This is a genomic window from Embleya sp. L77 (genome assembly GCF_055557415.1).
Window position 1 is genome coordinate 236946 of the sequence record NZ_CM145710.1, and the last position, 18935, is coordinate 255880.

The following is an 18935-nucleotide window of genomic DNA, read 5'->3' on the forward strand; positions in this document are numbered from 1 at the left end:
TTGGGAAGAGAGCGTCTCCCCCACTGTCATGGGGACGTCTGCCCTCAGCCGGCCCTGTGGACACACGGAGGCGGGGGCGTGTAGAAGGCCTTGATGCGCCGCCGCGGAGAAAGCGGTACGGCCGGCACGCCCGCGCACTTTCCCGCGGAATAAGTGCCTCTTCACAACGGGGCTCACGCCCACTGCCCCGGGGCGGATTCGCCCTGCCCCCTGGTACGAATGTCCTTTACGTGACCCGACTGCCGTCCACGGCCGGGGCAGGGCCGGTTTCTCCACTGCCTCATATTTGCAGGAGCAGCCTATGAGCAGCACGTTCGACGTCCCCACCGCTTACGGGGAGTGGCCGGTGGCAGGCAACGCGCCGCCCCTGCGGCGGCTGCCGCAGCGCGGCTGCGCAGTGGTGGAGAGCATCGATTCCGCGAGTGAGCCCATTGCCTGCTCGCCCCCTGAGGGCCTCCGCCGTAATCCGCGGGCAGAGGCACAACGTCCCATACGTGGAGCCCTTGGAGCAGACCGGGACCCGCGAGAACCGCTTCTTCAACGAGCTCCGGCCGCATTCGGCGCCATCCCCGACAACTGTGCGAGTCACCTGGCCCCCACCATCCAGGTCCCCGCTGCGCATCACTGCGGGGAGTCCGACTGGCGACAGCTCTTCACCGACACGATCGGGCCGGGACAGCTCCTTGTCGACGCTCTGCGCAAGTGGTGCGGCCGTGAGATCACCGTGGAGGTCGTGCATCGGGCCGAGGGCCCCTACGGACGGTTGCTCGAACAGCACGGACCGCCGGACACTCCGTGCATCGGAGCGAACGGCATGGTCCAACTGCGCACCGTTCACCTGTGCGCGGAAGAACATCCCCTGGTCTGTGCGACATCGCTCGTCGCCCTGGACAGACTCGCCCCCCACGAACAACACGCGCTGCAGGCCACCGATCAAGGCCTCGGGCGTGTGCTGCACGCCTACGGAATCCAGCGCGTCCTCGTGGGCGGCGCCGCACGCCTCGGCCCCCGTACCCAGGTGAAAGCCGCAAAGTCAACGATCGTCAACCTCCACTTAATACGTGAAGGTGTGACGCTCGCCGCAATACAAGAGCGGTTTCAACTGTCTGCGCTGGCCGCGCTGCGCTCAGGCCGGGCCTCATGACTGCGTTCTTTGTCCGCCGCAGTGCACTGTCCTGCATGCCCTACGTCAAACTCGCCAGGCTGCACGCCCCCATCGGAATCGGGCTGTGCCTGCTTCCCGGCTGGTGGGCCCTTGCGCTCGCGGCGCCGGACGTACCCGACCCGACCCTTCTGGCGGTCTTCGCGGTCGGCGCCGTACTCATCCGGGGGGCCGGCTGCACCGTCAACGACATGATCGACCGTTCACTCGACTCCCAGGTGGCCCGTACGGCAAACCGCCCCCTCGCAGCCGGTGCGGTGACCCCGTCAGGCGCAGCCGTCTTCGCCGCGCTCCAGATTCTGGGCTTCCTGTTGCTCCTGGCACTTGTCGACGTCAGCACCATGCTGTTCACCTCGGCAGCCATTCCCCTCGTGATCGTGTACCCGTGGCTGAAGCGCATCACATACTGGCCCCAGATGTGGTTGGCGCTTTTCATCAACTGGTTCGCGCCGGCGGCCTGGCTGGCGGCCGAGGACGACATCACCGCACCCGCCATCGCCCTGTACCTCGGCGGCATCTTCTGGACCCTGGGCTACGACACGGTGTACGCGATCCAGGACCGCGACGACGACGAGCGAGCAGGGATCAAATCGACCGCTGTGCTCTTCGGATCCCGTGTACGGCTCTGGATCAGCCTGTTCTACACGCTCGCCCTGCTGACGCTCGGCACCGCGGGGCTGCTCGCGAATCTCACCCTCTGGTACCTGGCGCTCCTATTGCCAGCGCTCCTTCACCTGGTATGGCAGGTCACCAGGGTCAGGGTCGACCGTCCAGCGGACTGCGGCGCCGTCTTCACATGCAACTGGCAATTCGGCGGGCTCGTTTTCGCCGCTATCACCGTCGCCAAGGCCATCTCGTGAAACCGAGGATCGCCGTGCTGGGAGGCGGGATCGGAGGCCTGTCCCTCGCTCTCGCGCTTGCCGCCTCCGGCACGCGGTGCCGTGTCTATGAACAAGCCGCCGCCTTCCGACCAGTCGGCGCGGGAATCCAACTGTCTCCCAACGCGACGCGCCTGCTGGCACGATGGGGTGCCGGCGACCAACTGCGGCAGACCGCATCCGAACCGGCCGCGCTGAACCGGCGGCGCTGGCAGGACGGCACCCTGCTCGCCAGGACCCCCATCCGTGAGGTGTGCCGAAACATGTTCGGTGCCCCGTACTACACACTGCACCGGGCAGATCTTCACGAACTGCTCATCGCCCTGCTCCTGCCTGGCACCCTTCAGATGGCAGCACGGTGTGAGGCGATCGATGTCGCAGCCGACACCATGGGCATCGGATTCGACGACGGCCGCCACGCCCGAGCCGATGTGCTTGTCGCCGCCGACGGTGTCCACTCAGTGGCTCGCCCGCTCATCGTTCGCGACGCATTGCGTCCCGCTGGATCCGTAATCTGCCGAGGCCTCGTACCGGCCCATGCACTGCCCAGCGGCTCGTGTGACTGGCAGGAGATCAACACCTGGCTCGGTCCCGGCCGGCACTGCGTCTCCTACCCGGTGCGCCGCGGAACGTGGATCAGCTTTTCCGCCACGATTCCCTGCAACGGCGGATCCCTTGAATCATGGCCCGCTTCGGCCGACGCCGAAAACCTCGCCCACGCCTATGAAGGCTGGCACGAGGACGTGCGCACGCTCCTCGCCTCCGCCCCTGACATCGACTGCCGGCCACTGCACGACCGAGACCCCACCTTCTGGACCGGTCTGGACCGCCTTACTCTTCTCGGCGACGCGGCCCATCCCATGCTCCCCACCCTTGCCCAAGGAGCCAACCAGGCCATTGAAGACGCAGCCGTTCTCGCCCGGTGTCTGAGCACCGCGAATACCGTCACCGTCCCCGCAGCTCTCCGCCGCTATGAGACACGCCGTCGGCCACGGACCGATTCCGTGCAGCGCGCAGCACGAAGCCAGGCCGCCGTCCTCCACCAGGGCGACGGCATCGCCCAGGAGCAGCGCGATGCGCACCTTGCCGTTGAGGCCAACCAGTTCCTGTGGCTTTTCCGCCACGACGCGGAAGAAGGACCGGATGCTCAGGCCGCCAACCTCGGTTGGCGGAGCACCTGTGAATAGCGCCGCGTGCCCGACTGGCGAGCACAGTGGTCATGATATTCGACCGCCCGGACTCAGTCGCCGGCGGATTCCCCCGGCCCTGGAACGTACGGACGCTGCCCTGCGATGCGCGATCAGTCGGGAGCGCTCGTTTCGGAGGTCCCGATGTGCCAGGAATGGCGCGAAAAACTGGAGTCCTTGTGACCATACCGAAGGAGCTCGGCTACCCGAACGGCTGGTTTGCGGTGGCCTGCAGTACTGATCTCAAGCCCGGAGGCGTACTGCGTCGGAAATTCATGGGCGAGGACCTCGTGCTGTGGCGCACAAGGAGCGGGAAGATTGGCGCCTCCCGACCACACTGCCCCCATCTGGGAGCACACCTCGGATACGGCGGAAGGGTGGCGGGGGAGAACATTGTCTGCCCCTTCCATGGTTTCTCCTTCGGTCTCGACGGATCCTGTGTCGCATCTCCCTATGGCACTCCACCGCGTGCCCGTCTCGACACTGTGACAACTGCCGAGGCCAACCGTCTCGTCCTGGCCTGGCACCATGGAAGAGGAGCCTCCGCGGCCTGGAGTCCACCTGCTGCCGTTTCCCGAGATGGGTATTCCCATTACGTGACGGGCAGAGAAACCATCACGGCACTCTTGCAGGACGGTATGGAGAACGTCGTCGATTCGGGGCACCTGGCCACCGTCCACGGATTTAGCAACCACGGAAATATCCAAAACCTCGTATTCGACGGCCATCGCTGTACCTTCCGCGTCGACACCCGCCACACTCTGCCCGGCTTTGGGCACGTCGTCTTCGGCAATGATTTCGAGCTCGACGGGTTAGGGATCCTACGCGTTCTCATCACTCAGCCGCAGCTTCGTCTCGCTGTCAGAGTGTGGACGCTGGCGACACCAATCGATGATGCCCGCCTGGACGTCCGGTTCACGGTCTCCGTGAAACTACCCGTACTGTCCCCTGTCGTCGTGTATCCGATTTTCGCATTCATGCACCGGCAGCTCAAAATGGACTACCGGATTTGGGCGCACAAGGCGTATCTGCCGCACCCGAAACTCAATCCGGAGGATGGGCCCATCATGCCATTCCGCCGATGGGCCGGTTCCTTCTACTCGTGATCAGGCCATTTTCGTCACGATAAGGCCCGATGGAACTGGGGCATCATCGCGACGCGGCGGGTTCAACCGGCTACCACCAAGGGGAACTGGCTGATCCGCCAGGTCGACACCGGGTGGCACCTCGCCCGGCAGATGATCCTTGGGATGGCAGGAAAACTGATAATGAGCTAGTCATACTTAACGAACGACGCATCCGGTTGCCGGTAAACTGTGAAGATTTAGTCAGGATCTGGTAAACCAGGCGATATGGGTGAGCTGCCGGCGTTTACGGTGTGCGGGTCATCGGTTCTGACGAAGGGCGGGATCCGCATGAGCCACGGCGCCATATCGATCCGAACGACCTTATCCTCTTCCTCCGCACCTCCGACGTCCGCCAGGCTCAGGCTGCTACTCGTGGCGGTCTGCCTGGCAGTGATCTCGTTCTGCGTCACCCCTGACAAGGCAGCGGCGGCGGCACCGGGCACAGACATCACCTGCCCTGCCGGAAGTTCCACGGTCACCTTCACCCCCGGACTTCTGCTGTCCCCGGCGCCGGTCTCGAACTCCGTGGTGCAGAACTACACGAACTGCCTCTCCATCAGCCGCCCGGACATCACCACCGGCACCGCCCAGGACGGGCCGAACACCCATACCACGTCCTGCCTCGACCCGTTCCTGGCCGGCAACGTCCCGGACTACGTGATCACCTGGAACACCGGTGAGACCAGCACGTTCAACCTGAACTTCACCGTCACGACCGTGCTCGGGCAGCTCGTCATCACGGGCCGCGGCACGGTCACCAGCGGTGCATTCGATGGCAGGTCCGTCGTCGTCGTCCTCGCCTACGTCCAGCCCGACGTGACGCGATGCCTGGCCCCTCCGGGCCTGCAGAACGCCGCCGGCACGGTCACCCTCTCCATCACCTGACAGCCGCTCCTGCCGCTTCCGCCGGAAAAGTTGACGCGCACCGAGCCCCGAACGTGCGTCGGCCATCACCGCTCGCGCCAACTGGTCGACGGCAAAGGCAACAGTCCCCTCCCGCCGGTGTCTCCGCGGGCCGGAGGGGACTCAAGAGTTGAATCAACGAGGAGTCGAACCTGAAAATAGGAAACTCCACTTCGGCCCCGAACGCCGTAGGTCCGCCCCCGAGCCCGGCCTGATCGAATCCCTCTCCCTGATCAAGAACGCCCTCGACAACAGCGGCGTCCGGTGGATCGAACAGGACGACCGCGAGGCGGACGACGTCATCGCCACCCTGGCCACCGTCGCCCGCACCGACGGCAGCGCGGTCGACATCATGACCACCGACAAGGACTACATCCAACTCCTGGCCGACCCCGGCGTGCGCCTGCTGAACACCGGTCTCGCCACGGAGCGCCGCTAGGCCCTGTCCTGCGGATCATGTGCGGAGCCAGATGATCAGGGCCGCGAAGATGACGGTGCCATGGAAGACGTAGCCGCGTTTGTCATAGCGGGTCGCCACGCCGCGGAACTGTTTCAGGCGGCCGATGGCGCGCTCGACGACGTTGCGTTTCCTGTAGCGTTCCTCGTCGAATCCGGTGGGTCGTCCTCCGGCGGAGCCGCGCCTGCGACGGTTGGCGATCTGGTCGTCGGGTTCGGGGATGGTGTGCCGAATCCTGCGTCGCCGCAGGTGGCGGCGGATGTCCCGGGAACTGTGGGCCTTGTCGGCGCTGACGCTGTCGGGTCGGGTACGGGGCCTGCCCGGCCCGACCCGCGGTACCCGGACACCTTCCAACACGGCCTCGAACTGCGGACTGTCGCCCCATTGGCCGGGTGTCAGGACGACGGACAGCAGACGGCATCTCCCGTCGGCGCACAGATGGACCTTGGTGGTGAACCCGCCTCGGGACCGGCCCAGTTGCTCGCCCGCCTCACCACCTCCGCCAGGCGGTCGGCCAGGCCCCGCAACACCGACGCGTCCCGCCCGGTCCGATTCCGGGCCCCCTTTTTGGCCGGGATCGGCGGCGGGGCGACCCGCGCACCCGCCGCATGGGGGTGCGCGCGCACCGTCGAGGAGTCGACCGAGACGTCCCAGTCGATGCCGCCCGCCGCATCGGCCCTCGTCTGGATCGCGCTCAGCAATCGCTCCCACGTGCCGTCCGCGGACCAGCGGCGATGCCGCTCGTGCACCGTCTTCCACGGCCCGAACCGCTCCGGCAGATCACGCCACTGCGTCCCCGTCCGAGTCCGGAACAGCACACCGTCGATCACCTGCCGGTGATCACGCCACCGACCACCCCGACGACCCACCTCGGGCAGGAGCGGCCGCAGCCACTCCCACTCCTCATCCGTCAAATCACCCCGACCATCCACGATTAGTACAACGATCAGATGATCCGCAGGACACGCTCTAGGCCGTGTCCGGCGGATCTTGGCGGGGCCGCGCCGCCTGGTACCGCGTCTCGCCGCACCGGAGAAACAGCCGAATAGAACCACTATGCGGCTGCTTCTCCGGCACGCCGAGCCACGGCACCAGACGACGCGACCTCATCCACCAAGATCCACCGGACACGGCCTAGGTCGATGTCTCGGTTCCCCGGGACGGCCCTTCCTTGCCGGGCCGTGCCGTCCCGGGGAAGCGGATCACCCGAAGCGGTAACCCGTACCCCGAGCTTCGACGCGCCCGGCAGGAAAACCGAGCAGGAACTCCGGGGCGCAGCCGTCATGCGAGCCTGTTCGCCGGTCTTCGCCGGAAGCCTGAAAAGTTGCCCTCGATCCGGGCTCCCGGACCGTCGATGGACAGGATCGCGTCGATGGTCACCGACTCATAGCACTCGTCGGTCACGTGCGTGGCCGACCGCGGTGAACGTACCACCGCGACAGCCTCTCGAGACGACGTACCCGACAGGGGGCAGGCCCACCGCGCCCGTCACCGTGACAGCGGTCCCCCCGCGACGTGGCGCCGACCGCCGACGGGAATCGGTCAGCTGCGCTACCCGCCCCGGTTCCGCGAGGTTTCGCGTGACCACCGGGTTCGGAAACGGCATTCTTGTATGGTCCGACTCCGCACGACCACCGAAGCGTTGCCGGCCCTGCGGTCGGGCATCGGCGAACCTCGGATGCGGACGCCGTCGAGTGGAACCGGAGAGGGAGAAGTGTGATGCGTCGGCATGGAGAATCCTGTCGTTGCCGTGACGGTTCGCTCGGGGACGAAGCCGCGATGGAGCAGATGCTGGACGACGCGTACGACGCGTTGGAGGCCTGGGGGACGGATCATGCGGACATCTACGCGGGCGTGTGGCACGAGGTGCCGACCGAGGAGAGCCCGGCCGTGGTCGCGAGGGTCGTCCTGGGCCTGACGGGCCGTCACGTCGCGACGGAGCCGGAGGTCGCGGCGCTCGTCGGGGATCCGAACCGCCTTCGGATCGTCGCGTGTCGGTTCACCCTCGCCCGGTTGAACGCCATCGAACAGGCCGTCCGGGAGGCATACGGTGATGCCACTTACGGTGCGTACGTCGACGTCATGGAAAACCGTGTCGAGGTGACCCTGGGCCCCGAGCACCGCACTCTCGGCAACGAGATCACCGGCAAATTCGAGGCGAACGCAGTCGTACCCCGTTACAGCGGGCCCGCGTGGTTCGCGATCTGACCTCGACTCGAAGCACCGCAGGCGCATCGAACCGGCCCTCCACGGCCACCACGAGAGGCCCGGACAGCGCCACAGGACGCCACTCTCCGACACCGAGCCCGCAAATCGTCTCCAGCTACCACTCCCTCGTGGGCACCCTCCACGCCCTGGCCGCGCACGACGCCCGCGTCCTGGACATGCTCGCCACACCCGCCCCCAGCGGACCCAAAACCTGGGCGCGGGCGATCGACCTCGACGACACCGACGGCCGAACCGCCGACGACGGCGAGCAAACGCAACCCCCTTCACCACGGACGCCGAACGGCAACGGCTCTCCTGGCTGCGGCCCGTCGAGGAGCCCGATCGTCTCGACCGGTGGTGTCGGCGGGGCGTCGGGTCGGCGAGGCCACTTCGTCGATGCGCGCGTGGACGCGGGCGTTGACGCGGTACGTGCGGCGGCCGAGGCGCCCGCGGCGGGGCTCGTGTCCGATGCCGACGGGCGTCCTCACCGCAGTCCGATCCGGCACCGGCACGCCGGCCCTGTCCACATGAGTACGGGTACTCGGGCGCCGGCCGTCGGCCCGCGCCTACGGTGAGGGAACCAGAGAGAGAAGTCCCCGACCTTTCCCGGAGGTTCGGACGTGCGGTGGTCCCCGAAGGTCGGTCCCCTCGGTGTCGTGGCGGTCGCACTGGTCGTGTCCGGCTGCGCGGGGGCCGGGGACATGGGAGGGTCGCGTCCACTCGCGGACCTCCCGCCGACGTTGGGGTCGGCCGTGCGGATCGTGGCGGACGGGCGGGGCGCCGATCATCGGCGCCCGGACGGCGGCGGCACCGGGGAACCCCCGGCGACTCGACGCCGCCCGTGACGCACCTGGGAGAAAGCATGGAATTCCTGGGCTACACCGACTTCCGGGACCGGCAGGGCGGTTACTACCACGGCCCGGCGGGCCCGGCCGGGCCGAGGTACGTCGTGGCGATCACCGCGGAGCCCGGCAAGTCCTCGCCCGCGGCCTGGGTCTCCCGAATCCTCGAAAAGAAACGGTCCCAAGACGAGGACCGGGTCGAACCGGGCGACGAGCGCCTGGCACAGGCTGCCGACGGCGGCCGCATCCTGTGCGACTCCTCGCCCGACGGTCCTCCCCGCGAGCCGGGCCTCGCGCCGCGGCGTGCCCACGCGTCGTGCCGGTGGGCCGACGACCACCACCTTGTCAACGTCGACGCCGAGGACGCCGACATCCCGACGGTACGCGCCATGGTCGACACCATCCGCCGGGGAACTCCCGCCCGCCCCTGACCCGGCGACCGACCGTCCGACTCGGCGTCGCTCGAGGCGCATCGGGTGCCGTTGCCCGGACTCGGCCGTCTTCGAGCGCGGCCGGTCCGGCGGCCTGTTTTCAACAACGTCAGCGAGAGCCACTGCGGTATCGGCATAATTGCCGCCGCTCCGACGCATGTCTGCTTCCAGAGCCCGAAATACCCCGTGGATGTCGACCGGGAGACGCCGGCTGAAGCTGTGCATGGCGGCCTCCTGGCCCAGGCCCAAGAACTGAGCGGTGTCGACGGCTCGGACAGTGCGGGGAAGGCTCGGGGTCATGTCGCGATGATGCCAAGAAGTCCCCGCGGGGCCGAGAGGTCAGCTGGGCCGGGATGCGATCTGCCGGCGGGCAGGGCCCCAGACTTCCTCGAACTCCTCGGAGGTGAGTTGTTCGGCGTCGTGGCCTTCCCATTCCGAGAGGGGCAGCTCGGCGGTGATCCCGAACCTGCTGTCGTACTCATCGAGGCGGCCTACGTCGCAGGACCGCTCTACCAACGGTGCTGTCGCGTCTCACCATTCGACGTACTCGATCACCCACTACGAAAATCTTGGAAGGGCCGTTCTCGGCCGAACGGATGAACGAAGGCGGCAAAGTGGGTCTATCATCCCATTTTGGATATCTTTTTGGGATGCTCGCGTCACCTTTGGCCACGCAGACCAGGGAGTACTGGACGTGATGCTGTCCGATGGGGAGATCAAGACTCGGATTGATGGCGGATCCCTGCGGATTTACGGTGCCGACGACAGTCTCTGGGACACCAGCCGGCCAGCGGTCTTCGCCCCGGACAGCAAGAACTCCGCTATCCAAGCCGCGTCGGTCGACATGACCGTTGGACAGATCTTCGTCCCTGCACGCAATCGGGGGTGGGTCTCGGTGGGGAGATTGAACCCGGGCCAACCCCTGGGATCCAAGATCCTCAAGACCGGGGAGACTGCCGTGATCCGGCTCGCAGAACGCATCGCACTTCCCGACGATCTCGGGGGCGTGCTCCTGCCGGTCAACCGCATCGCCGCGATCGGTGTCATGTTGCTCAACCCTGGTCACGTCGACCCCGGATACGAAGGGCATCTGGAAGTTGCCGTCATCAACATGGGCCGGGAGTCGGTCGACCTCAGCGCAGGCGACAACCTCGCCACCCTGTTGCTCATGCGCCTGACACAGCGAAGCCTCGGTTCCTGGCGACGCCGCAATCCCCAGAAGGTCACCACCGACGGTCTCGCACAGCCCGCGACCGAGTCGGAGGCGATCAGCCGCCTGTCGGCAGACTTCCTCGACGTAAAGAAACGTGCCCGCGCAGAAGCTCGAAAGACGTTGGCCAAGGCGACGTTCGTGGTCACGGGGCTTCTGGTCCTGGTCACCGTCTGCGGCGTTGTCGCTTCCAACTACTTCCAAACCAAGTGGGACCACGCGAAACAGGTCACGGACCTCAAACGCGAGGTAGCGGTCGTGCAACAGCAGCTGAACGACCTGCAACGCCTGCTGCCGCAACCCACTTCGACGCAAGGAGCCCCCGGTGCCCGCTGACGCTGGTGGCCCCAGGGTCTACGTCATCGCCCGGCCCTCGCTCGACCACGGGGAGGTCCTCCGCTTCCTCGAAGCCGAGGCATCCTCATGGCGTCGGTCCACGCAGGCCTCGGGCGACTCCCTCGTCGAACTCGCCGGCCGGATCTGCTACATGTCCTTCGGCGACCGGCAATCTCCAAAAACCAACGAGGAGTACATCGCCAATCTGATTGCGCAGGGGCACGAAAGCGTCCTCGAGCACGCCGCCTGGACTCTGCTGCTCACGGGGGTGACACGGGCCTTCACGCATCAGCTCGTCCGGCATCGGCCGGGATGGTCGTACAGCCAGTTGTCCCAGCAGTATCACGATGAGCGTCTGGCCCGCGCCCTGGTACCCGAGGAACTCAAGGACCATCCCGAACTGCTGGCGAAGTGGGAGTCGGCTGTAACCCACTCCAAGGCCGTCTACGGCGAGATCGTAGACGCTTTGACCGCCGCGGATACCGAAAGGACCGTAGGCCGTCGCGAACGGCTGCGAGCTATCCGGTCGGCCGGGCGAAGCGTTCTGCCCGAGAGCGAGGAAACGGCGATCATGGTCTCCGCCAACGCCCGTGCGCTCCGCCACTTCCTGGAAGTCAGGGGATCGATCACCGGGGACAGCGAGATGCGAAAGGTAAGTGCGGCCGTACTTCGCGCCGTCCGGCAGGATGCCCCCTCGGCCTTTGCCGACTTTTCCATCGTGGACATGGGCGATGGTCTCCCGATCGTCCGGAAGGAGTAGGCGTCAAGACCCGGTCGGGGTCTCCGCCGATGCAGCAGGTGCTGGTTCCTCGGCCCAAGCAGCAGTTGAGGGCTGCCACCCGACACAGGGTGCAGCCCTCAGCGCATGTGCCTACGACGGCCGGCCGCCGTACGGCACGGTGATGAGTTCCATGGCGTGGCCAACCGGGTCCATGAAGTACACGCCGCGACCGCCGTCGTTGTGATTGATCGCGCCGGGGTGTTGCCGGTGCGGGTCGGCGTAGTGCTCGATACCGCGCTGTGTGATCCGCTGGTATGCCGCATCGAACTCCGCCTCGGAGACCAGGAAAGCGTAGTGCTGCGGAGCGATTTCGTCTGCGGGGATCGTGGCGAAGTCCAGCGTGACGCCATTACTCAGGTCGACCGCGATGAAGGGGCCCCACTCTGCGGTGATCTCGAGGCCCAGCAGGTCCGCGAAGAACTCGGCAGACTCCCGGTTGTCCCGGGCATGGACGATCGTGTGGTTCAACTCGACTGACAAGGAATGCCTCCGAGGGCACCTCCCAACACCTCCATGCCTCACCCAGTCGGTGACCGACACGCGATGTCGCTGTCGATATTAGTCGTTGTTCCGGCGCGACGGTAGGCGATCAGGACTGCGGCCAACGCGGACCGGCCGATCGAGGCGAGAAAGCGTTCGGCCCTCGTCGCGGCGGTGCGGGCCCGGTGTCCCGCAAGGTCGGGTCGAGCGCGCGCGGCGATGTGCCTGCCCGAGCAGGACCGCATCCTCAGCAACGTCCGCGTCCTGGCCGAAAGCGTCGACCTGCGCGCTCGGCGGCGGAAGACAGGGCCGCCCGCCCCGGTCGAGTAGACCGGATCGAGAGCCCGACCTCGCGGTGACGCCTGGACGAGCAGCACCGCCTGCCCCGCCTGCCCCGGCCGCCGCGGCACTGCTCGAAGGGTCGCTGTACGCGCGGTACTACGGCATCGACTACGCCGCGAGCGCCCTGGTTCCCACCTGATCCCAGGTGCGAATGTGCAGTGGGTGAGGGGGTGTTCGTGGCCAGGGTCGCGGTCGGCCCGGACCTGGCGGTGGGTAGGGGTGTCGCGGGCATTCATGAATTGGGCGAGGCCGTGGAGCCATCCGGTCGCCGAGCGGCCGTCCTTGGCGGTGGTGCCCTGGGCCGTTCAGCCGGGGGTGGGGAGTTCGGCGGTGAAGGCGGTCGCGGTGGCGCGGATGCGCGTGGCGGGCATGGAGCCGGCGAGGGCGGCGACGGCCATTTCCACTCCGGGGCTACGAGGGGCCGCAAACAGCGTGCGCAGGTGGGCCAGTCCGGTGCGGGCGGCGTCGGCGCTGTCGGGGTGTTCGAGGATGCGCTTGCAGCGGGCGGCCACGTCGTCGGGGTCGGTTGCGACCATGAGTTGGACAATGTCGCCGGCGTCCTTGTCGCGGAGCCGGTCGGGGGTGGCGAGGCGTTCGGCGATCTTGGTGGCTTTGGAGCAGAGCAGGGCGGCGGGGCCGGCAACCTTGACCGGGATGCAACGGGGGTCGGTGCCGGGGTGTGGCTGGTGACGGTCATCGGGTCGTTGTCGACGAGGACCGGTTCCTGGCCGGGGACTTGGTGGGCCGCCCAGCGGCCGTGGCCCGCGACGTTGGCGCCGTTGCCTTTGCGGCCGGCGAGGCCGGCCGGGACGAGCAGGTCCACGCAGACCGGGGCCGGGACGCCGGCGACGAGTTCGGTGCGTTCCCAGATCCCGGGCCGGCGGCGGGTGGGGTTCCACACCGGGCCCTGTTCGCCCTCAATGCGCGGGCGCCGCATACCGGGTGCCGGGGCAGGTCACTCGCCGGCGTTCTCGCGGTGTGCCTCGGCACGCAGGCGCACGAGCTCGGTGCCCGCGTCCCGGAGCTCCTGCGGGTTGTGCGACGACCTCGCCACAGCATGCGCCCTCACACACGAGTTCAGCTTCATCCTTCAGCTCCATCGCCCGCGAACGCCGCAGAGGAGGCCTCCCGCCTGGATGACCCGCTGGTCCAGGGGCCGGACGACGTTCCGCAGCACACAGCGAGCCCTGTGTCCGGGAGCCGCTGTCGCCGGCGGAGGCGGCCGCACCGCCGGAGGCGTACGACGGTGGGCGTCAGTGCGTGGTCGGGGGCTTGGGGCGGGGTTTGCGCGTGGGGCCCTGGCCAAAGCCGTTGAGGCCAGCGATCGATTCGAGCGGGGTGCCCTTGTTCCACAGCCCGAAGAAGTCGCGGTGGATGGCCAGGATGCCGTTGGCGACAGCGAACTCGGTCGACTGTTTGGTGAACCCGGTGGTGGTCACGAAGACCGCGACGTCGGCCCCGAAGTGCGCCTTCGCGCCCAACAGATCACGCATTTCTCGCGGGGGGATCCGGCTCTTGGTGGTGTAGCGCTTGCACTGGATCACCGCTGTGCGGCCGTCGGGAAAGCGGCACAGCACGTCCGCTCCGTTGTCGCCGGCGCCGCCGACCCGGCGTACCTCGGTGAACCCGTCCCGGCGGCACAGCCCGGCGACCAGTTCCTCGAACTGCGCGCCGGTCATCGCATCGACCTCGTCGAGCGTCCGCAGACCGACGGCGACTGCGTCGGCCTGCCGCCAGCGCTGGTCCTCCGACCGGACCCGCCGATGCGTGCGGCTCAGCACCCAAGCGCCGAAGGCCGCGCCACCGAGCACCAGGACCACCAACCCGTACAGCACACCAGCCATGTCGGTTCCCCCAACCGTCGAGCCGCTACGAACCAGTGTGCTCACCCGACCGGGCCGTCGGCAGCGTTTCGCCCAATTCGACACCGGTCGACTCCACCGCGGTCCGGCGACCGCCGGAGCGGGCGGGCACGCTCTCGGGGTCGGAGTCGCCGGTGTGCCGCGGCCTCGAAGCGGTGGGACCGGGTGATCTCGACCTACGCGGTGGAGCGGGTGCCGTGGGCGTGGATCGCGCAGGCCCGCCCCGGGGCTCGCGTGGTCACGCCGTGGGGGCGGTTGGGTCATGTCGCGTTGACCGTCGCCGAGGACGGATGTTCGGCGAGCGGGTGGGTCCAGGGGCTTGCCACGTTCATGCCCGCCCGCGGTACCCCGGGTGAGCGCCGGTTCGCCGATGTGCGCGGCGACGCGGCGGCCGGGGAGGATCGCGGCGTCGTTCGGGATCTCGCGTCGTTGTGCGACGACGCGCATCTGTTGTTCGCATTGCGTGTCGCGCTGCCCGAGGTGCGGGTGCACGCCGCCCGCGACGCCGACGGCGTGAACGCGTGGATCCACGACGGAGACGCCTCCTGGGCCGTGTATTCCGCGTCCGCCGACGGCACAACGACGCTGTACCAGGGCGGCTCGCGCCGGCTGGGCGACGAGCTGGAGACGGCCTGGGACCGATGGATCGCCGCCGGTGCCCCGGCATTGTTCGACCACGGGATGACCGTCACGCGCGACACGCAGTTCGTGTGGGCCTACGACCCCGACACCGGGCCCAGGTGGCCGGCGACCACGTGACCGCGCGTGGACCCGTGGCTGTATCGCCTCCAACGTGACGGCGGTGCCATTCGACATCGGCCGACAGCCCATGAGCCCGCCCGTGGACGGGAACTCGACACGGCCGGGCCCGAGGTCGCGCCGGCGGTGTGCCTCAGCGGCGCGAGGGTGATCACCGCGCCGAGTACACCGATCGCGGCGGCCACCACGACGCTGACCACCACCAACGTGCGGCTGAGCCGGTCCAGCCGCCGCCCGCCCGTGACCGGGCGGACGGGCGGCGGGGCGACCCGGACGACGATGGAGGCGTGATGTGGCGGTTCGCGCTCACCGACAACGGCACCATCACCGTCGACCCCCACCACGCACCCGGCACCCGCATCCCTTCACCCTCGCCGAACCACCCGGGGCTACAGGAACCGTCTGATGGGGAGGACCGCCGCCTCCCGCAGGCGTTGCCCGGTGGCCCGATGCCGCCAGCGGTCCGGGTCGATGGTCACGCTGCGTTGGAGGTCCGCGTCGTAGTCCCGGTCGAGTTCCGCGGTGAATGCCTCGTCCAGGACGGCGAGCATGACTTCCTCGTCGTGGTCCATGGAGCGGCGGTTGAAGTTGGTCGAGCCGATCAGTGACGCCACCCCGTCCACGGTCATGATCTTCGCGTGCATCATGGTCGGCTGGTATTGGCGGATGGACACGCCCGCTTCGAGGAGTCGGGTGTAGTGGTGCTGGCCGGCGAGTTGACAGGCACGTTGGTCGGTGTGGGGGCCGGGGAGCAGGATTTCCACCGTGACGCCGCGGCGGGCGGTGGCGCACAACAATTCGATGAAGTAGGTGTCCGGGGCGAAGTAGGCGGTGGCCAGGCGAAAACGTTGCTCGGCGGAGGTGAGCATGACGCGGATCAGGGTCTGCATGTCCTGCCATCCGACGCCGGCCGAGCCGCGCACGACCTGGACGATCGAGGTCCCGACCTGGTCGTGTCCGGTGAAGCGGTCACGGTCGTCGAAGAGTTCGTCGTGGCATTCGGCCCAGTTCTGTGCGAACGCGGCGGCGATCCCGTCCACGGCCGGGCCGCGGACCTTGACGTGGGTGTCGCGCCACTCGTCGGGGTTGCGGGCGTCGCCGCACCACTCCTGGGCGATGCCGACGCCGCCGGTGAAGGCGGTGTGCTCGTCGACGACGAGGGCCTTGCGGTGGCAGCGGTGGTTCTGTTTGAACGGCGACAGCCACAACGGTTTGCGGAACCAGGCCACTTGGACACCGGCGTCGTCCATGACGTCGAGGAGATCCCGCTCGATCTCCTTGGCGCCGAAGCCGTCGAGGAGCAGTCTCACTCGCACGCCGGCCCTTGCCCGGTCGGCGAGCGCGGCGGCGAAGTCGCGGGCGATCCGACCTCGCCAGTAGACGAAGGTCATCATGTCGATGGTGTGCTCGGCGCCGCGTATCGCGTCGAGCATGGCGGGGAAGATCGCATCACCGTTGCGCAGCGGTACGAGTTCGTTGCCTTCGGTGGCCGCCATGCCGAGCAGGCGCTCCAGTCGCCGACGCAGGCGCTGCTTGCGGGCCTGCACATCGCCCCGGGCCGTCGTGTCGGTGCCGTCGGCGTGTTCCGTGCTCTCCCGAGTGCTCATGCGGCACCTTCCGACGGTTGGGATGGCGAGCGCGTCGGTCATCCGCGGACAGATCAGCAGCGGGGCGGTGGTGCCCAAATTCATCGGAACGACTCGGCCGATGCGTTGCGTGGGAGGGTCCGCCACGCGCGGTCGCGAACGAGGTGACGCGGTCGTTCCCCGGGTGTCCTCGTTCCTCGATCGGGTTCAGTCGGCGAGGAGTTGGGTGCGCAGTCCGGTCAGGGTGCGGGCCAGGAGGCGGGAGACGTGCATCTGGGAGATGCCCAGACGCTCGCCGATCTGGGACTGGGTCAGGTCCTGGCCGAAGCGCATGGACAGGATGTCGCGTTCGCGCTGCGGCAGGGCCGCGATCAGGGGCTTGAGGGCGTGCAGGTTCTCGGCGAGGTCGTATCCGGGGTCGACGAACGAGGCGCGCGAGGCGTGGACCTCGGTGGGGCCGTCGTCTGTGGCCGGGGCGTCGAGCGAGGCGGCCGTGTAGCCGGCGGCGGCGGTGAGGCCTTCGACGACTTCCTCGACGTCGATGCCGAGCCTGTGGGCGAGTTCGGCGGGGGTGGGTTCGCGGTCGTGTTCGGTGGTGAACGCGTCGCGGGCCCTGGCCAGTTCCAGGCGCAGTTCCTGCAGGCGGCGCGGGACGTGCACCGCCCAGGAGGTGTCGCGGAAGAAGCGCTTGATCTCGCCGGAGATGGTGGGGACGGCGAAGGTGGGGAACTCGACGTCGAAGGTGGGGTCGAAGCGGTCGATGGCCTTGATCAGGCCGATGGTGCCGACCTGGACCATCTCCTCGGTGGTCTCCGGGCGCGAGCGGAAGCGTCCCGCGACGAAGCGAACCAGGGGGATGTTGAGTTCGATCAGGGTGTTGCGCACGTACTGGTACTCGTGCGTGCCCTCCTCCAGCACCCGCAGCCGGTCGAACAGGACCTTCGACATCGCCCGCGCGTCGGTCGCCGAGACACTGCCCGGGTCGTCGACGATCGGCAGATCGGCGAGCCCGCCGCCCTCGGCGGCGGTCGCGGTCGCGTCGGGGGCCGGGAAGGCGGTCGCGGCGGTGCGGTTCATGTCGGCGTCCTCCTGCTTTCGGGCCGGCTGTGGGCCGCAGCATTGTGCCCCATGCCGCGGGATGTACACCCGTTCGGGGGCGGATTCCGCGCCTCCGGCAGTGACGCGTACCTCGTCCCGTCGGGGTCGGCATCCGGTGCGGCGTTCACGGCGCCGAGCGCCGATCACTCGATCGGTGACGCTTGAGGCGCGGGTCGTTGGGCAGGTGTGCGGGCACGGCGGCGTCGGCCTCGGGAAAGGACCGCCCGTGGTGTACGAATGGGCAGGTCACGGCCCCTGTGGTGGATTCGTGGTCTGCCGCTCCGATCCCGGGCCGGTGGACCGTCCGGACGAGGACGCGGGCGAGTCGTTCCGTGCCCGTGCCCGTGTGCCGAGGTCGCCGCGCGATACCGTCCGCCGTCCGTCCACGTGCCTGTGAGGAAGGTCATGCCTCGACGTCGTCGTTCCCTCGTCCGGTGGCGCGTGCCACGACGAACCGGGGCTTCCGCCCGAGCCCGCACGGCTGTGGGAGCCACCCTCGCCGACTGGGGTTGGGACGAGGACCGCGTGGCCGCGGCCGTCCTGGTCCTGTCGGAACTGTTGACCAACGCACAACTGCACACCGACGGAGACATGGTCCTGTCCGTGCGCAGGACCCGGCGCGGGGCGCGGTTGTCGGTCACCGACACCGATCCCCGCATGCCGACCCGGCGCGACACCGGCGCCGAACACGAGGGCGGCTTCGGCCTGCACATCCTCGACACGCTCACCACTGGCTGGGGCGTCAGGAAGCATCGGGGCGGCAAGACCGTCTGGGCCGAGATCGACGGCCCCGCCCCGGCGAGGGCGGGCGCCCCGGTGCCGGTGCGCGCCCGATCCGCGACCGCCTCGATTCGTGCGGTCTTTCATCGCGGACGCCGGGCGGGCTTGGCTGCGGCCCGCCGAGGAGCCCGACCGCCTCGATCGCAGGTGTGGGTGCGGCGGCGGGTCGGCGCGTTGTGCTCGTCGGCGCGCGGGTGGGAGCCGGCGGCGACGCGGTACGTGCGGCGGGTGGGGCGCGGGGGTTCGCGTCTGATGCTGGTGGACGTCCTCGCCGCGGTCTGATCCCGCGCAGCGGGCACACCTGCCGAAAGCGGGGTGCTCCCCGGTCAGGGGCGGTCAGGTGCCGGCGCTGTGCCATTGCAGGAGCAGGATGGTGGCGTCGTCCCGGAGACGGTCGTGGTGGTACTCGCGGATCGGGCGGATGAGCCGGCGCGGGATAAGCCTCGGCCGAGGACATCGAGCTGTAGCCGTCGCCTCGGAGTGGGGGAGCTTATCGGGTCCGGCGG

The 18935-nt window shown here is 68.4% G+C and carries 19 protein-coding genes and 1 pseudogene; 13 read left to right on the top strand and 7 right to left on the bottom strand.

The window, feature by feature from the left end; all coding sequences use genetic code 11:
* Nucleotides 1–301: 301 nt before the first annotated feature.
* From ACZOOI_RS30965 to ACZOOI_RS30990, 6 genes are all read left to right on the top strand, one after another.
* A complete protein-coding gene (locus ACZOOI_RS30965) occupies nt 302–1144 on the top strand; it encodes a hypothetical protein (RefSeq protein ID WP_465282871.1) in 843 nt (280 codons plus the stop codon).
* 35 nt (nt 1145–1179) lie between these two features.
* Complete coding sequence (ubiA, locus tag ACZOOI_RS30970) at nt 1180–2022, top strand: 4-hydroxybenzoate octaprenyltransferase (RefSeq protein ID WP_465282872.1); 843 nt, start codon at nt 1180–1182, stop codon at nt 2020–2022.
* A complete protein-coding gene (locus tag ACZOOI_RS30975) occupies nt 1959–3227 on the top strand; it encodes an FAD-dependent monooxygenase (RefSeq protein WP_465282873.1) in 1269 nt (422 codons plus the stop codon). The genes ubiA and ACZOOI_RS30975 overlap by 64 nt, the downstream gene beginning before the upstream one ends.
* A 155-nt stretch (nt 3228–3382) precedes the next feature.
* Entirely contained in the window at nt 3383–4333 is a 951-nt protein-coding gene (locus ACZOOI_RS30980) for an aromatic ring-hydroxylating oxygenase subunit alpha (protein ID WP_465282874.1), read from the top strand.
* Nucleotides 4334–4579: 246 nt separating this feature from the next.
* Complete coding sequence (locus tag ACZOOI_RS30985; RefSeq protein ID WP_465282875.1) at nt 4580–5239, top strand: hypothetical protein; 660 nt, start codon at nt 4580–4582, stop codon at nt 5237–5239.
* 148 nt (nt 5240–5387) lie between these two features.
* On the top strand, nt 5388–5696 hold the full coding sequence (locus ACZOOI_RS30990; protein WP_465282876.1) for a hypothetical protein: 309 nt from the start codon (nt 5388–5390) through the stop codon (nt 5694–5696).
* Between the two features lie 15 nt (nt 5697–5711).
* On the opposite strand, the gene ACZOOI_RS30995 is transcribed toward ACZOOI_RS30990, so the two are convergent.
* Nucleotides 5712–6646, bottom strand: a protein-coding gene (locus tag ACZOOI_RS30995) for an IS5 family transposase (protein ID WP_465284186.1) whose coding sequence is annotated in 2 segments (ribosomal slippage) — nt 5712–6277 and nt 6277–6646 — 936 coding nt in all. Because the reading frame shifts where the segments join, the coding sequence is not laid out codon by codon here.
* A gap of 847 nt (nt 6647–7493) precedes the next feature.
* Here ACZOOI_RS30995 and ACZOOI_RS31000 point away from each other — a divergent pair.
* Both ACZOOI_RS31000 and ACZOOI_RS31005 read left to right on the top strand, forming a co-directional pair.
* Complete coding sequence (locus ACZOOI_RS31000) at nt 7494–7922, top strand: hypothetical protein (RefSeq protein WP_465282877.1); 429 nt, start codon at nt 7494–7496, stop codon at nt 7920–7922.
* Nucleotides 7923–8784: 862 nt separating this feature from the next.
* Entirely contained in the window at nt 8785–9195 is a 411-nt protein-coding gene (locus ACZOOI_RS31005) for a hypothetical protein (RefSeq protein WP_465284221.1), read from the top strand.
* Between the two features lie 339 nt (nt 9196–9534).
* Here the strand turns inward: ACZOOI_RS31005 and ACZOOI_RS31010 are convergent.
* Nucleotides 9535–9723: pseudogene (locus ACZOOI_RS31010) on the bottom strand (hypothetical protein); the annotation flags it as partial.
* Nucleotides 9724–9892: 169 nt separating this feature from the next.
* Here ACZOOI_RS31010 and ACZOOI_RS31015 point away from each other — a divergent pair.
* Both ACZOOI_RS31015 and thyX read left to right on the top strand, forming a co-directional pair.
* Nucleotides 9893–10741 (top strand): dCTP deaminase, encoded by an 849-nt coding sequence (locus ACZOOI_RS31015; protein ID WP_465284187.1) that lies wholly within the window; start codon nt 9893–9895, stop codon nt 10739–10741.
* Nucleotides 10731–11501 carry an FAD-dependent thymidylate synthase gene (thyX, locus tag ACZOOI_RS31020; RefSeq protein WP_465282878.1) on the top strand — a complete coding sequence of 257 codons (771 nt, stop codon included), beginning with the start codon at nt 10731–10733 and terminating at the stop codon, nt 11499–11501. The genes ACZOOI_RS31015 and thyX overlap by 11 nt, the downstream gene beginning before the upstream one ends.
* A 111-nt stretch (nt 11502–11612) precedes the next feature.
* Here thyX and ACZOOI_RS31025 read toward each other — a convergent pair whose 3' ends face one another.
* Nucleotides 11613–12002: a VOC family protein gene (locus ACZOOI_RS31025; RefSeq protein WP_391589631.1), complete on the bottom strand. Its 390-nt coding sequence runs from the start codon at nt 12000–12002 to the stop codon at nt 11613–11615.
* 355 nt (nt 12003–12357) lie between these two features.
* On the opposite strand from ACZOOI_RS31025, the gene ACZOOI_RS31030 reads away from it, so the two are divergent.
* Nucleotides 12358–12483, top strand: a complete 126-nt coding sequence (locus tag ACZOOI_RS31030; protein ID WP_465282879.1) for a hypothetical protein — start codon at nt 12358–12360, stop codon at nt 12481–12483.
* Nucleotides 12484–12649: 166 nt separating this feature from the next.
* On the opposite strand, the gene ACZOOI_RS31035 is transcribed toward ACZOOI_RS31030, so the two are convergent.
* A complete protein-coding gene (locus ACZOOI_RS31035; RefSeq protein ID WP_465282880.1) occupies nt 12650–12880 on the bottom strand; it encodes a hypothetical protein in 231 nt (76 codons plus the stop codon).
* 717 nt (nt 12881–13597) lie between these two features.
* The gene (locus ACZOOI_RS31040; protein ID WP_331773022.1) at nt 13598–14188 is read right to left on the bottom strand and encodes a restriction endonuclease; all 591 of its coding nucleotides are present in this window, start codon (nt 14186–14188) and stop codon (nt 13598–13600) included.
* Nucleotides 14189–14371: 183 nt separating this feature from the next.
* Between ACZOOI_RS31040 and ACZOOI_RS31045 the strand changes: the two genes are divergently transcribed.
* Nucleotides 14372–14965 carry a methyltransferase domain-containing protein gene (locus ACZOOI_RS31045; RefSeq protein WP_465282881.1) on the top strand — a complete coding sequence of 198 codons (594 nt, stop codon included), beginning with the start codon at nt 14372–14374 and terminating at the stop codon, nt 14963–14965.
* A gap of 389 nt (nt 14966–15354) precedes the next feature.
* Here the strand turns inward: ACZOOI_RS31045 and ACZOOI_RS31050 are convergent, their stop codons facing one another.
* Nucleotides 15355–16572 carry a phospholipase D-like domain-containing protein gene (locus ACZOOI_RS31050; protein WP_465282882.1) on the bottom strand — a complete coding sequence of 406 codons (1218 nt, stop codon included), beginning with the start codon at nt 16570–16572 and terminating at the stop codon, nt 15355–15357.
* Nucleotides 16573–16758: 186 nt separating this feature from the next.
* Nucleotides 16759–17628 (bottom strand): RNA polymerase sigma factor SigF, encoded by an 870-nt coding sequence (locus ACZOOI_RS31055; protein WP_465282883.1) that lies wholly within the window; start codon nt 17626–17628, stop codon nt 16759–16761.
* A gap of 426 nt (nt 17629–18054) precedes the next feature.
* Between ACZOOI_RS31055 and ACZOOI_RS31060 the strand changes: the two genes are divergently transcribed.
* Nucleotides 18055–18711 carry an ATP-binding protein gene (locus tag ACZOOI_RS31060; RefSeq protein ID WP_465282884.1) on the top strand — a complete coding sequence of 219 codons (657 nt, stop codon included), beginning with the start codon at nt 18055–18057 and terminating at the stop codon, nt 18709–18711.
* Nucleotides 18712–18935 lie beyond the last annotated feature (224 nt).